This window comes from Sphingorhabdus sp. (assembly GCF_046154385.1).
Taxonomy (GTDB): domain Bacteria; phylum Pseudomonadota; class Alphaproteobacteria; order Sphingomonadales; family Sphingomonadaceae; genus Sphingorhabdus_B.
Window position 1 is genome coordinate 13,604 of sequence record NZ_JBJXFW010000037.1, and the last position, 13,023, is coordinate 26,626.

Annotated in this window: 14 protein-coding genes; 6 read left to right on the top strand and 8 right to left on the bottom strand. The window is 55.2% G+C overall.

From position 1 onward, the window contains the following. Positions 1-51 precede the first annotated feature (51 nt). On the top strand, positions 52-2,313 hold the full coding sequence (locus ACKVOS_RS06695; RefSeq protein WP_409211240.1) for an NADP-dependent malic enzyme: 2,262 nt from the start codon (positions 52-54) through the stop codon (positions 2,311-2,313). Positions 2,314-2,351: 38 nt separating this feature from the next. On the opposite strand, the gene ACKVOS_RS06700 is transcribed toward ACKVOS_RS06695, so the two are convergent. Beyond that, the gene (locus ACKVOS_RS06700; RefSeq protein ID WP_409211241.1) at positions 2,352-2,825 is read right to left on the bottom strand and encodes an outer membrane protein assembly factor BamE; all 474 of its coding nucleotides are present in this window, start codon (positions 2,823-2,825) and stop codon (positions 2,352-2,354) included. Between the two features lie 110 nt (positions 2,826-2,935). Here ACKVOS_RS06700 and ACKVOS_RS06705 point away from each other — a divergent pair, with 110 nt between their 5' ends. The 3 genes from ACKVOS_RS06705 to ACKVOS_RS06715 are packed head-to-tail and all read left to right on the top strand — an operon-like array spanning position 2,936 to position 4,593. Next, complete coding sequence (locus ACKVOS_RS06705; RefSeq protein ID WP_409211242.1) at positions 2,936-3,460, top strand: ubiquinol-cytochrome C chaperone family protein; 525 nt, start codon at positions 2,936-2,938, stop codon at positions 3,458-3,460. Then, positions 3,454-3,984 carry a YceD family protein gene (locus ACKVOS_RS06710; protein WP_409211243.1) on the top strand — a complete coding sequence of 177 codons (531 nt, stop codon included), beginning with the start codon at positions 3,454-3,456 and terminating at the stop codon, positions 3,982-3,984. Before ACKVOS_RS06705 ends, ACKVOS_RS06710 begins: the two co-directional genes overlap by 7 nt. 6 nt (positions 3,985-3,990) lie before the next feature. Then, the gene (locus ACKVOS_RS06715) at positions 3,991-4,593 is read left to right on the top strand and encodes a CDP-alcohol phosphatidyltransferase family protein (RefSeq protein WP_409211244.1); all 603 of its coding nucleotides are present in this window, start codon (positions 3,991-3,993) and stop codon (positions 4,591-4,593) included. Between the two features lie 8 nt (positions 4,594-4,601). On the opposite strand, the gene ACKVOS_RS06720 is transcribed toward ACKVOS_RS06715, so the two are convergent. Genes ACKVOS_RS06720 through ACKVOS_RS06750 form a run of 7 tightly spaced genes read right to left on the bottom strand, consistent with a single transcriptional unit; the run spans position 4,602 to position 11,050 of the window. After that, a complete protein-coding gene (locus tag ACKVOS_RS06720) occupies positions 4,602-6,062 on the bottom strand; it encodes a dihydrolipoyl dehydrogenase family protein (protein WP_409211245.1) in 1,461 nt (486 codons plus the stop codon). Further along, complete coding sequence (locus tag ACKVOS_RS06725; protein ID WP_409211246.1) at positions 6,055-6,732, bottom strand: TVP38/TMEM64 family protein; 678 nt, start codon at positions 6,730-6,732, stop codon at positions 6,055-6,057. Before ACKVOS_RS06725 ends, ACKVOS_RS06720 begins: the two co-directional genes overlap by 8 nt. A gap of 46 nt (positions 6,733-6,778) precedes the next feature. Continuing rightward, positions 6,779-7,297 (bottom strand): single-stranded DNA-binding protein, encoded by a 519-nt coding sequence (gene ssb, locus ACKVOS_RS06730; RefSeq protein ID WP_409211247.1) that lies wholly within the window; start codon positions 7,295-7,297, stop codon positions 6,779-6,781. 35 nt (positions 7,298-7,332) lie between these two features. Then, complete coding sequence (gene feoB, locus ACKVOS_RS06735; RefSeq protein ID WP_409211248.1) at positions 7,333-9,186, bottom strand: ferrous iron transporter B; 1,854 nt, start codon at positions 9,184-9,186, stop codon at positions 7,333-7,335. Further along, on the bottom strand, positions 9,183-9,434 hold the full coding sequence (locus ACKVOS_RS06740) for a ferrous iron transport protein A (protein ID WP_409211249.1): 252 nt from the start codon (positions 9,432-9,434) through the stop codon (positions 9,183-9,185). The genes feoB and ACKVOS_RS06740 overlap by 4 nt, the downstream gene beginning before the upstream one ends. A gap of 39 nt (positions 9,435-9,473) precedes the next feature. Beyond that, complete coding sequence (locus tag ACKVOS_RS06745) at positions 9,474-10,139, bottom strand: COQ9 family protein (protein ID WP_409211250.1); 666 nt, start codon at positions 10,137-10,139, stop codon at positions 9,474-9,476. A gap of 38 nt (positions 10,140-10,177) precedes the next feature. Then, on the bottom strand, positions 10,178-11,050 hold the full coding sequence (locus ACKVOS_RS06750; RefSeq protein WP_409211251.1) for a DMT family transporter: 873 nt from the start codon (positions 11,048-11,050) through the stop codon (positions 10,178-10,180). Positions 11,051-11,123: 73 nt separating this feature from the next. Between ACKVOS_RS06750 and ACKVOS_RS06755 the strand changes: the two genes are divergently transcribed. Both ACKVOS_RS06755 and ACKVOS_RS06760 read left to right on the top strand, forming a co-directional pair. Beyond that, the gene (locus tag ACKVOS_RS06755; protein WP_409211252.1) at positions 11,124-12,218 is read left to right on the top strand and encodes an alkene reductase; all 1,095 of its coding nucleotides are present in this window, start codon (positions 11,124-11,126) and stop codon (positions 12,216-12,218) included. 5 nt (positions 12,219-12,223) lie between these two features. Beyond that, the gene (locus ACKVOS_RS06760) at positions 12,224-13,015 is read left to right on the top strand and encodes a sterol desaturase family protein (RefSeq protein ID WP_409211253.1); all 792 of its coding nucleotides are present in this window, start codon (positions 12,224-12,226) and stop codon (positions 13,013-13,015) included. Positions 13,016-13,023 lie beyond the last annotated feature (8 nt).

Below are 13,023 nucleotides of genomic sequence, written 5' to 3' on the forward strand. Positions count from 1 at the left end.
ATCGGCACGTTAGGGATGATCTAGGTTTCAAATAAGGGGCGAGTGCAAAATATGAACGACAGTGATGTCCAACTAACCGCCCAGGAAGCCCTTGATTTCCATTCTCAGGGACGCCCCGGTAAAATTGAAATCATCGCGACAAAACCGATGGCGACACAGCGCGATTTAAGTCTGGCCTATTCACCCGGCGTCGCGGTTCCTGTTCAAGCCATTTATGACGACCCTGCAACCGCCTATGATTATACCGCAAAGGGCAATCTGGTTGCCGTTATTTCCAATGGCACCGCAATATTGGGCATGGGCAATCTGGGTGCTTTGGCATCCAAGCCGGTCATGGAAGGCAAGGCCGTCCTGTTCAAACGCTTCGCCGATGTGGATTCGATCGATATTGAGGTGAAGACAGAAGATGTAGACCGCTTCATTGATGCAGTTGAGCTTTTGGAACCCACTTTCGGCGGGATCAATCTCGAGGACATTGCCGCACCATCTTGCTTTATCATCGAACAAACACTGCGTGAGCGGATGAACATACCGGTTTTCCACGATGACCAGCACGGGACAGCTATTATCGCGGCAGCAGGCCTGATCAACGCCTGCGAATTGACCGGCCGATCTTTGAAAGATGTAAAAGTAACCTGCAACGGTGCCGGAGCCGCCGCAATCGCCTGTACCGAGCTTATCAAAGCAATGGGGGTCCCGCATGACAATGTCATCATGTGTGACCGTACCGGGGTGATTTACCAGGGCCGCACCGAAGGCATGGACCAGTGGAAATCCGCGCATGCCGCCAAGACCAGCGCCCGCACGCTGGCCGAGGCCATTGTCGGCGCAGATGTGTTTCTCGGCCTATCGGCTGCCAACGCCTTAAGCCCGGACATGGTAAAGTCGATGGCGGATCAACCTATTATTTTCGCAATGGCCAACCCTGACCCCGAAATCTCGCCACCGGTGGCAAGGGCGGCGCGTCCCGACGCCATCATCGCAACAGGGCGGTCGGATTTTCCCAATCAGGTCAATAACGTTCTGTGCTTCCCCTTCCTGTTCCGGGGTGCGCTTGATGTCAGGGCTACCACGATAAACGAACCGATGAAAATTGCGGCGGCCAATGCCTTGGCACAGCTGGCCCGCGAAACCGTTCCCGAAGAGGTCGCGGCAGCTTATGGCGGAATGTCGCACAAATTTGGCCGTGATTACATCATACCTTCCCCCTTCGACCCCCGGCTGATGGAAATTGTCGCTTCCGCCGTTGCCAAAGCGGCCATGGATTCGGGTGTGGCGCAAAAGCCGATACTCGACATGGCGGCGTATCGCGCAGAATTGCGTGCGCGTCTGAACCCCACCACATCCGTACTTACGCAGGTTTATGAAGCCGCACGCGCCAAACAAAAGCGCGTCATTTTTGCCGAGGCTGAAGAAGACGTCGTCCTGCGTGCAGCCGTGCAATTCAAACAGGACGGTTATGGCGTCCCTGTGCTCGTCGGCAGGGAAGCACGGGTAAAGGAGATGCTGCGGGAATTGGGCGCTGATGCCGAGGATTATGAAATCCACAACAGTGCCCAAAGCCCATTGGTCGAAAAAATGGTCGATCGCTTGTATAACCGACTGCAAAGGCGTGGTTTTTTGCGGCGGGATATCCAGCGCATGGTCAACCGCGACCGCAATATTTTTGGCGCTTTGTTGCTACAAATGGATCAAGCAGATGCCATGATCACCGGCGTTACACGCACATTTGGGCAAACGTTGCGGGAATTACGCCGCGTGCTGGATTCCAAAAAGGGCGAGATTCCGTTCGGCATCCATGTCATGGTCGGAAAAACGCATACAGTGTTTATCGCCGATACCACAGTCAACGAACGCCCGAGTGCGGCAGAACTGGCGCATATCGCCGAAAAAACAGCCGTGGTAGCGCGGCGTATGGGGCATGTCCCCCGGGTTGCCTTTTTGTCTTTTTCGACATTTGGAAATCCGCACGGGACATGGCTCGATAATATCCGCGACGCTGTGGCGTTACTGGATGCCCGCAGGCCCGACTTTGAATATGAAGGCGATATGCCACCGGATGTCGCGCTCAATCCGGCATTGATGAAAAATTACCCGTTTTGCCGGCTTTCCGGCCCTGCCAACGTCTTGATTATGCCGGGCTTGCAATCGGCCAATCTGTCCGCAAAATTGCTGCGTGAACTGGGTGGTGATCGCGTTATCGGGCCAATGCTGATCGGCATGGAGCGGCAGATTCAAGTTGCAACAATGGCGTCAAGCACCAGTGACCTGGTCACATTGGCCGTGCTGGCCGCCGCCGCCGTAACGGAATAGCCAATCGCCGTTAAAAGTTCAGAACCTAGGGTCAGGTCCTAATTCGGGCTGTTTGGTGTGCTGCCCTGACCGCTGCCTGCGCCAACTGAACCGATATTCCCGAACACTTCTTCAAAGAAGCTCTTATTACGTCCCAGCGTTGGTGTTTTATCACCAACCGGGCTGATATTTGCGATCAGCTCCTTTCCGGTTTGCGACACTGACGCCACGTTTCCGGACTGGTCGAAGCGAACTTTCAATACGAATTGGGCCGTTGCATTAGGTTGGGCAAAGGCAAGCTGGCGGGTATCCCGCGCATAATAATACCAGTCATTTGCGTCGAACTGGCCCACGAAAGTCGGGCGTCCAAGCGACGCCTGAACCGATTCCTTGTTATCGACGCCCGGCTGCACCGAAGCCAACAAGGTTTGATCGCCAATATAACCCTGATGCGCGCGCAAGCGGGTGCAGCCGGACGTCATTACCAAAGTGGTAACAAGCGTGCCCAGGATCATGATTTGCGACTTGGACATAAACTTCTCCACTATTGCACGAAACTCAGGCTTTGCCATTGCATCCTTGGCACGCAAGATCAATATGCAATGGCAGATGAATAGCCGATGAGTAGAACGGACAAGCGCGCATGACTTTTTGGAAAAAAATATTTCGACCAACGCAGGCTGACCCGAAACTCGAACTAATCCCGCTTTATAACCAGATCGTTGCCAATGCACGGACGCCGCATTGGTATGAAGAAGGTCAGGTGCCTGACAGTATCGACGGCCGTTTCGACATGATCGCGGCCGTTTTTTCCCTCGTTTTGCTTCGATTAGAGCAAGATGCCGCCCAAGCCCAGAATATGGCGCACCTGACCGAGGTTCTGGTCGATGATATGGACGGACAATTGCGCGAAGTTGGCATAGGCGACATGATTGTCGGCAAACATATCGGCAAGATGATGGGCGCAGTCGGCGGTCGCATTACTGCTTTTCGTGAAGCGTTTACCGATACAGGGCAGCTGGATGAGGTAATAACGCGCAATATCTATCGCGGCGGCGGCGTTGATAAAGAGGCAATAGCCCATGTCAAACAAGGCCTGACCGCAATCGCACAAGCTTTGTCCCTGGTTTCTGCGGGTGAATTGGCAGCAGGCAAGGCAATATGGTGACGGGCAACGAATTTAGTCATGAACTGAAGATATCGGAATTGGGCGGAAAAACACGGAGCATCCATTTGTCCGCCGACCCGGTGTCCCGCACAGCATTGGCAAAACGCTTCGATCTCGCGACGCTGGACATGCTCGAGGCAGACATAACAGTCACCACCGACGGAGCAGAAATTCTGGCAACAGGCCAGATCACGGCAAAACTTGAACAGATTTGTGTCGCAACACGCGATCCTATTGCGGTCAATGTCTCCGAACAGATATCCATAAGGTTCATTCCCGAACCGCATATCGACGAAGAAACCGAATTTGAACTCGCCGCCGAAGACTGCGATGTTATGTTCCATGATGGCCAGTTAATTGATCTTGGCGAAGCAGTCGCGCAATCGCTTGGCCTGGCACTTGATCCTTATCCACGCAGTTCCAACGCTGACACCGTGCTGAAAGCGGCGGGTGTGAAAGACGAAGATGAATCCGGTCCGTTCAGCGTGCTTGCCGCGCTGAGGGAAAAGTTGGCGAAGAAGTGACCGGCCATGTTTGACGCAGTTTTGCGGCGGCTGGTTGACAAGCCATTGCACATAATAGCCGTTCGCGTGGCGCGCGCGGGCTTATCGGCGAACGCTCTTACATTCTCCGGAGCTTTGGTTGCGCTCGCGGCTGCGCTTGCCATAGTTGAAAATCATATGCCCCTTGCCATCGCGTTCATCGCGGCAAGCCGTATTCTGGACGGCCTCGACGGCGCCGTTGCCCGTATCAATGGGCCGACTGCGTGGGGCGGCTATCTCGACAGTCTGGCAGACTATGTGTTTTACGTGTCAATTCCTGTTGCTTTTGGACTTGCCAGCCCGACACATCTTGTTCCGGCCTTGCTTTTGATTGCGAGTTTTACTCTCACCGCGGTTAGCTTCCTCGCTTATGCCGCTATTGCCGCACATCAGGTGCCGACCGAGACCGAACCGGGTCGCAAGGCATTCATATATTCTTCGGGTCTCATGGAAGGTGGGGAAACGATCCTGTTTTTCCTGCTATTCTGCCTGCTACCGACGTATTTTCCAGAACTTGCTTTGGCATTTGCAGCGCTCTGCCTCGCAACAATTGCCCAGCGCGTCGCGCTCGCCGCCAAGAATTTTCAATAGAAAAGGGCTTAACCGCGACGCCAACGAAACCAGCGCTCGGCCCATTTCAACAATCCAGCCGGCTTACGCGCCAGTCCATATTGACCGGCGGCATATTTGGTCGCTTCTGACCATGTGGGATAGGGATGAATAGTCGCCAAAATCTTGCGAAGTCCCATTTTGTGCTTCATCGCAAACGTGATTTCCGCCAAAATTTCTCCGGCATGTTCGCCGATGACGGTAGCCCCTAAAATCTCGTCACTGCCCTTGGCGGTCAGGATTTTCAGGAAACCCTCACATTCTCCTTCGGCAATAGCGCGGTCCAGATCGTCCAGATCATAGCGCGTCACGTCAAAGGCAATGCCCTGCCGGACCGCATCCACCTCCGTCATGCCCACCGCAGCCAGTTCGGGTTCGGTATAGGTAACCCGCGGCAGCACACGATAGTCAGCCCGGTATTTCTTGAATGGGCGGGCAAGTGCGTTGACGGTTGCAAACCAGGCCTCATGCGACGCACCGTGCGTGAGCTGTTGATACCCCGCGACGTCGCCTGCGCATAGAATATGGGGCATATTTGACCGCAGAAACCCGTCGACCGGCAATTTGCCGTTCACGACAATACCCAATTCTTCCAGACCAAAACCGGAAATGCGCGGTTTACGGCCGACTGCGATAATCACGTCGTCATAGGATAGCGAGCTTTCGCCCTGTGGCCCCGTTATGATGAGGGTGTTACCGCTTTCGAAGCGGATAGCCTTGTGACCCGTCAAAATCTGCACGCCTTCGGCCTGCAAACGCCCGGTCACCAAGACCGCGGCATCGGCGTCCTCTTTCAACAAAAGTCGTTCGGCCATTTCCACGATAACAACCTGTGAGCCCAACCGCTGAAAGGATTGTGCGAGTTCGCAGCCAATCGGTCCGCCGCCCAATATGACCAACCGCTCCGGTGCGGCTGGACGCTTGGCAAATTCGTCCCATAAGGTTTCGCTCGTCAAATAGCCGCTCGCCTCGACACCGGGCAAAGGCGGGATGAGCGGCGCCGCGCCAGTTGCAATGATAAAGCTTTGCGCAGTTAGCCGTGCTTTCCCGTCTATTTCGACAGTCCAAGGGTCGATGAAGCGGGCATACCCCTTCATACAATCCACACCAAGACCGGTGAAGCGTTCAACGCTGTCATGGGGCTCAATCGCCGTTATGACGTCGCGGATCCGTTGCATGACCATCGGGAAATCGATGGTCGGTGCGGACGTTTTGACGCCAAAGCGGGCCGCGCCGGAAACGAGATGCGCCACCCGCGCACTTTTAATCAGCGCCTTGGACGGCACACACCCGGTATTGAGGCAATCGCCGCCCATTTCATGCGCTTCAATCAGCGTGACTTTAGCCTGTACCATGGCCGCAATATAGGCGGACACCAGACCGGCGGACCCTGCACCGATAACGATCAAATTGCGGTCAAACCGCTTTGGCTTGGTTCCTGAATTAGCCACGACGCCGGTTCACAAATGCGATCAAGCCTTTGGCCGCCCAAGGGAAAAAAGCCAGCAGCACGAAAGAACCAATCAACATCGGCGACAACAGGCCGGAGGTCGATTCTATCTGGCTGATCTGGGTTCCGGCGTTCACATAGACAATCGTGCCAGCAAGCATCCCCAATTGGCTAACCCAGAAAAAGGTCCATGTCCGAATGCGTGTCAGACCCATCAGCAGGTTGATGACGAAAAAGGGAAACACCGGAATCAGACGCAAAGTAAACAAGTAAAAAGCCCCGTCCTTGGCCAAACCGTCGTCAACCGCCTTTAGCCGTTCGCCAAATTTCGACTGCACCCAATCCCGCAAGACATAGCGCGACCCCAGAAAGGCCAGCGTTGCGCCTATGGTCGAGGCGAAAGAGACAAGGATCGTACCGAACACGAGTCCGAAAAGCGCGCCAGCAATCAGAGTCATGATCGCCGCGCCGGGAATGGATAGCCCGGTAACCGCGACATAGATCAGGAAGAAGCCGGCAATATAGAGCACCGGCTGCGCATTTTTTGCCGCAAGGATTTCGGCCTGCTGCGCCTTGAAATTTTCAAGACTGAGATATTGGCCGAGATCGAAGACAAAATAAGCGACCAACGCCGATATCGCCAAAACCACCAACAGAGCTTTTTTCATCATTGTCCCTGTTCGTTGGTAATATCGCGCCGGTTACCGTTGATTGCCATTAAAATGGTACATCATCGTCGAGATCATTGTCAAAATCGCCGCCGCCAAAGCCCGACGAACCGCCGCTCCAGTTGTTGCCACCGCCCTGACCGCCGCCACCTTGACCGCCGCCGGAGGATGCACCGCCCGACCAGCCATCATTGCCACCGCCGCCTGAGCCGCCACGCGCGCCGTCGAGCATCACAAGCTTTCCATCGAATCCGGCCACAGATATTTCGGTGGTGTAGCGGTCATTACCCGACTGGTCTTGCCATTTGCGGGTTCGCAGCTGGCCTTCGATATACACCTTGCTGCCTTTTTTCAGGAAGCGTTCGGCGACCCCGACCAGCCCGTCACTTTGCAGGACGACGCTGTGCCATTCGGTGCGTTCTTTCTTTTCGCCGGTGGTGCGGTCTTTCCAGTCTTCGGAGGTCGCAATGCGCAGATTGCAGATGCGACCGCCATTTTGGAAGGATTTTACTTCCGGGTCCGCGCCCAGATTGCCGACGATTATTACTTTATTGACGCTACCCGCCATGTCCTACCCCTTAGTCTTTTTGGAAACGCTGGCGTTTAAAGGCCAAGCGCGATTGCGGTCCAATAGGTAGCCCCTGCCGCGATATAGGCAAGTGCAAACAGATATGTCACCATGAATATCGGCCATTTCCAGCCATTGGTTTCACGCCGCGTTACCGCGATTGTGGAAATACATTGCGGGGCAAAAATGAACCATGCCAAAAAGGCCAAGGCCGTGGCCAACGACCATTTGGCCGCCAATTTGGGGCCAAGGCTCATGGCTGCCTGCTCTTCATCGGTCGCATCAATAGCGTAAGCAGTACCAAGCGCGGATACCGCAACCTCGCGCGCGGCCATCGCCGGAATGAGGGCAAGTGCAATATCGTGATTGAAACCGATGGGGCGAACAACCGGTTCAATTACATCGGCAATATTGCCTGCGATTGAATATTCCACCTGGCTCTGCGCGGCACCTACGGGAACTTTCGGAAAGCTCAGGAGCACCCACAATATAATCGAAGCTGCAAAAATAATGGTGCCCGCACGGCGCAAAAACACCCATGCGCGTTGCCACAGACCCAGCGCAATATCGCTCAATCGCGGCATTTGATAACGCGGCATTTCAATCAGGAAGCTGCTGCTGCGGCTTTGCGTGACAAAGCGCTGGATAACCGCAGCAGCAAGCATCGCGCCTACGATCCCAAATAGATAGAGCCCCAATAACACCAATCCCTGTAACCCGATGCCCGGACCGACAGTCTGCGCCGGAATGAATGCGCCGATGATCAGCGTATATACTGGCAGGCGTGCCGAACAGGTCATCAATGGCGCGATCAATATCGTTGCCAACCGTTCTTTCTGGTCCATGATGCTGCGCGTCGCCATGATGCCCGGGATCGCGCAGGCAAAAGAGGACAAAAGCGGAATAAAGCTATGCCCTGACAATCCGACGGCGACCATCATGCGGTCCATAACAAAAGCGGCACGCGTCATATAGCCGGTGGATTCCAGCATCAGTATGAAGAGAAACAAAATCAGAATTTGCGGTAAAAAAACAACCACCGCACCGACGCCCGCAATGACGCCGTCGGTCAGGAAAGAACGCAATATCCCGTCATGTAATTGTCCGTTAATGGCGTCGGTCAACGCGGCAAATCCAGCCTCGATCCAGCCAATCGGCGCTTCTGACCAGCCATAGACCGCCTGAAACATAACAAACAGCAAAGCCAGCAGGATGGCAACGCCGCCCACCGGGTGCAAAAGGATTGCGTCCAGACGTCTTGTCCATTGCCGCCCCTGCGTTTCCCGAATGATTGCGCGTCTGGCAATTCGGTGTGCGCGATCGGTAATCTGCTTGCGACTTTCGAGCGGCTCAATGTCTTCAGTCCGGGGTTGGGAAATGACATCGCCAAGCACGCCAAGCAGTCGATCCAGCCCGCGCTTTCGAACGGCTACGGTCGACACAACCGGAACGCCCAATTCATCTGCAAGCACAGTCGGATCAATTTCGAGGCCATCGCGTTCGGCAAGATCAACCATGTTAAGCGCAATCACGACCTGAAGCCCCTGCCCGATCAACTCGATCGCAAAGCGCAAATGATTGTCGAGATTGCCGGCATCAACAACGATAACGAGCGCATCAGGTCTGCGTTGTCCGGCAAGCTTGCCCAAAACAACATCGCGGGTCACTGCTTCGTCAAGGCTGTCGGGTTGCAGACTATATGCGCCCGGCAAGTCAAGCAGTTCAACCGGTCGGCCGTCGGGTAAAGACGCTCGTCCCGATTTACGCTCCACCGTGACACCGGGATAATTGGCAATTTTTTGCCGTGCCCCCGTAAGCGCATTGAAAAGGGAACTTTTTCCGCTGTTAGGGTTTCCCACTAAAGCGACCAGCGGCAGCGTAGCACTCATGGTTTCATCTCGCAGAAAATGGCCGAAGCCACCTTTTTGCGAAGCGCAATCCGCATCCGCCCCACGCGCACTGCAATCGGGTCTCGCCAAAACAATATGCCTTGGTGCAAGGCCTCAATCTCGACGCCCTCTTCAAGCCCCAGCGAACGCAGTCTATGACCCTCGCTTTCGGGAATCGCGGTCCAATCAATGGCCTGAACCGTTGCGTGTCTTTTAAGCGGGAGGTGATCTAGTTGCACCCGCGTCATTTGCAACCGATTCGCAATAACATCAAGATATAATCGCTGCTAGGCGGGATACCGCAGCCGACCAATGAAGCGCGAAAGGCTTGGCACATAATCCTGACGCGCGCGCGCTTGCGCCTTTGCCTTTTCAAACTGCATGACATTGTCGATCCGCCGGTCGAGAAAGGCACGGGTATCGGCAAAATCCGTGCTTTCGTCATTCACAAACACGCTCAACGTACTGCCATATACGGCCGATAATGTTGCGCGTTTAGTATAATGATTGAAATCACTCGCGTTATCGCCCGCCAGCCGCCACATTCTGTCCGCGGAGCGCCAACCGATTTTTGCTGAGTGCACCAAATTTTGGGGCATCGCCATAATGGCCATCGCCCGGCGCAAGGCTTCGCGGTCCGGGTTCATAATCTCCAGCCGGGTCGAAACCAGCAGGGTTATCCGCTCCCGGATTTTCATGGCCGCCAACTTTTCCGGCGGCAGGCGACGGGCAAGTTCCATATCGACCGATTCTATCCAACCGTCGATCATCGCCATAGCGTTGCCCTTGAATGCCAGAGCGGCCACTTCTGTATCGACACCCAATTCTGCCGCCGCCGAATTGACGGCAGCCGCACACCATCCGTCAAAGCCGGCATTGCGGGCAATCAGCGGGGCCAGCGCATTGCGGATTTCATCGAGTGTCGGGTCGGTGGGAAGCATGTTTTCGGTCATATCCGAAATGTAAGCGCAAGTTCGGTCTAATAAAAGGGTTATTGCTTACGAACCATTACGAGAGCCGCCATCACGAGCAGGCTCCCCGTCAAGTCCAGCATGGTCAATGCTTCACCAAATGCAAACCAGCCCGCCGCCGCCGACAGGGCCGGTTGCAGCAACAGTGCAAGACCGATGACCAGCGGACTAAAATGCGGCAACGCATAAGTGAGGCACCCCTGGCCCAAAAATTGCGAGGTAAAGGCCAGCAACAGGACCGGCCACCAGACCGTCGGAATAATCTGCTCACCTGCAAATAATGCCGAAGGCCACAAGACGAGTGCAGCAACGGTACTGGCCATGGCAAGCGCACCCCAGCTTTCGGTATTTTCCCGAACCTGCATCATCATCAACAGATAGACTGTGTATGTCAGCCCCGCGCCTAGACATAGAAGATCGCCTGTGAAATGCACCGGCGACAGTTCAAGACTTTGCCCCATTAGCAACGCCGCGCCGACAAAGGCCAACACAACCGAAACGATCTGCCATTTGCCCGGCAGCTTGCGGGCCACCACCACCCCGTAAATCACCAGCAAAAGACTGGCGCAATTGGCGAACAACGTGGCATTACCGAGCTTCGTTTGGAAAATGCCGATATGCCAGGCAATGATGTCGATCCCGAAAAAAACACCGGCAATAGCGATGAAAAGAAAGGTCTGCGGCCGCACGGCTGTCAGGCGAAAGCCGAATCGATGACCGACCAGAAACAGAAAAGGCGTCGCCAGCGCCAGCCGCCAAAATCCGGTCGCAATCGGCCCGCTATCCGCATAGCGCACGAGCAGGGGGCCAAAAGCTATGGCAATATTCCCGGCAATCAGCGCCAGAAAGGCCAAGGCCTTGGGGCTTTGCTGATGGAAAATCTTTGTCGGCATAAACCCCCGTTGCAATTTGCAACGCTTATCCGCATCTTGGCTGAAAACCAAAGCCTTAATGACAGGAAGATTTATGACTGCAACTTTGTTCGATCCCATCCAGCTTGGCGCAATCACCGCACCGAATCGCGTTCTAATGTCCCCCTTGACCCGTGGACGCAGCAGCACCGGCCATGTAGCCGTTTCCGAACTGAAGGCAGAATATTATAGCCAGCGCGCCAGTGCAGGCCTGATTATCGCCGAAGCCACGGGAATTTCGCAGGAAGGTCTGGGCTGGCCATCGGCACCGGGTGTGTGGAACGATACTCAAGTCGCTGCGTGGAAGCCGGTTACCGAAGCAGTGCACGAAGCAGGCGGCCGGATCATCCTGCAATTATGGCATATGGGCCGGTTGGTGCACCCTGATTTTCTGGGCGGAGCGCAGCCTGTATCCGCATCCGCGACCACCGCACCTGGCGACGCGCACACCGCCGAAGGGAAAAAGCCCTATACCGAGGCCCGCGCCTTGGAAACTTCCGAAATTCCACGCATTGTCGCGGACTATGTCAACGCTGCCAAAAACGCTATCGCAGCCGGATTTGACGGGGTGCAGATTCACGCCGCCAATGGCTATCTGATCGATCAGTTCCTGCGCGACAATTCAAATTTCCGGACCGATCAATATGGCGGTTCGATCGAAAACCGTATCCGCCTGCTTCGCGAAGTAACGCAAGCTGTGGTCAATACCGTGGGCGCTGACCGCACTTCTGTGCGCCTGTCGCCCAATGGTGAAACCCAGGGCGCAGATGACAGCAACCCGGTCGCCCTGTTCACCGCCGCCGCCGCCGCTTTGCAGGATATTGGCATTGCCTTCCTCGAACTGCGCGAAGTCAAGCCCTATGGCAATTTCGGCCGGACCGACGTGCCCCGCATTTCCCCGCATATTCGCGAGGTATTCAAAGGTCCGCTGGTCTTGAACCAAGAATATACACGCGAACTGGCCGACGCCGATCTCGCTTCTGGTCTTGCCGACGCAATCAGCTTTGGACGGCCCTATATCGGGAACCCGGACCTTGTCGAACGGCTGCGCATCGGGGCAGAGTTGACGCCGGATAATTACAAGACATGGTATTCACCGGGTGCGGAGGGGTATACCGACTATCCGTTCCTCGAAAGCGCCGACGCGTAAAGGCAATGATCGAGGCGGGGCTGGGCCTTTATGCAATCGCCATCCCCGCCGCGATGCTGGCGTTGATGTTGGTGACCGAATGGCTCAGGCCCCGGCGCGATCTGGTGCTTGGCCGGTACCCGCGATGGCGGACCCATGCGCTGTTTTTCCTGACCAATGCCGTTGTCGGCCGGATATTGTCGATGGTCGTGGTGGTCGGTAGTGCCGCAATCTGGGCTGATACGCATGATTTCGGCCTGTTTAACCGGACCGATTGGCCTTTGTGGGTGGTGACTTTACTGGCCTTCATCCTGCTTGACCTGGCTATTTGGGCGCAGCATCATGCGATGCACCGGTTCCGATTTCTGTGGCGGATACACAAGGTGCATCATAGCGACCGTGATCTGGATGCAACAACGGCGTTGCGGTTCCACCCCCTTGAACTGATTGTTTCTACATTGTTCAAATCGGCCTGTATCGCCTTGCTGGGGGTGCCTTTAATGGTCGCGCTTGCTTTTGAACTTTGGTTGAATTGCAACGCACTTTTCAACCACAGCAATATCCGTCTGCCGCGCAAGATGGACCGGATTATCCGCACTATTCTTGTGACGCCCGACATGCATTTGGTACACCACAGCACTGATGTAGCCGAACAAAATCGCAATTACGGTTTTGCCTTGACTTGGTGGGACCGGTTATTTGGGACCTATGCTGATGAATCAGCGATGGGCCGCGATCATCAGGAAATCGGTTTGGCTGAAGCGGTGGACAATCGTCCCGCTAATTATCTGTGGAGTATGAAGCTCCCTGTGACGTAGCGTTATCC

Bases quoted from the DNA above. Each gene is read 5' to 3' on its own strand.
- ACKVOS_RS06695 (WP_409211240.1), top strand. From the start codon at position 52: ATGAACGACAGTGATGTCCAACTAACCGCCCAGGAAGCCCTTGATTTC.
- ACKVOS_RS06700 (WP_409211241.1), bottom strand. From the start codon at position 2,825: ATGTCCAAGTCGCAAATCATGATCCTGGGCACGCTTGTTACCACTTTG.
- ACKVOS_RS06705 (WP_409211242.1), top strand. From the start codon at position 2,936: ATGACTTTTTGGAAAAAAATATTTCGACCAACGCAGGCTGACCCGAAA.
- ACKVOS_RS06710 (WP_409211243.1), top strand. From the start codon at position 3,454: ATGGTGACGGGCAACGAATTTAGTCATGAACTGAAGATATCGGAATTG.
- ACKVOS_RS06715 (WP_409211244.1), top strand. From the start codon at position 3,991: ATGTTTGACGCAGTTTTGCGGCGGCTGGTTGACAAGCCATTGCACATA.
- ACKVOS_RS06725 (WP_409211246.1), bottom strand. From the start codon at position 6,732: ATGATGAAAAAAGCTCTGTTGGTGGTTTTGGCGATATCGGCGTTGGTC.
- ssb (WP_409211247.1), bottom strand. From the start codon at position 7,297: ATGGCGGGTAGCGTCAATAAAGTAATAATCGTCGGCAATCTGGGCGCG.
- feoB (WP_409211248.1), bottom strand. From the start codon at position 9,186: ATGAGTGCTACGCTGCCGCTGGTCGCTTTAGTGGGAAACCCTAACAGC.
- ACKVOS_RS06740 (WP_409211249.1), bottom strand. From the start codon at position 9,434: ATGACGCGGGTGCAACTAGATCACCTCCCGCTTAAAAGACACGCAACG.
- ACKVOS_RS06745 (WP_409211250.1), bottom strand. From the start codon at position 10,139: ATGACCGAAAACATGCTTCCCACCGACCCGACACTCGATGAAATCCGC.
- ACKVOS_RS06750 (WP_409211251.1), bottom strand. From the start codon at position 11,050: ATGCCGACAAAGATTTTCCATCAGCAAAGCCCCAAGGCCTTGGCCTTT.
- ACKVOS_RS06755 (WP_409211252.1), top strand. From the start codon at position 11,124: ATGACTGCAACTTTGTTCGATCCCATCCAGCTTGGCGCAATCACCGCA.
- ACKVOS_RS06760 (WP_409211253.1), top strand. From the start codon at position 12,224: ATGATCGAGGCGGGGCTGGGCCTTTATGCAATCGCCATCCCCGCCGCG.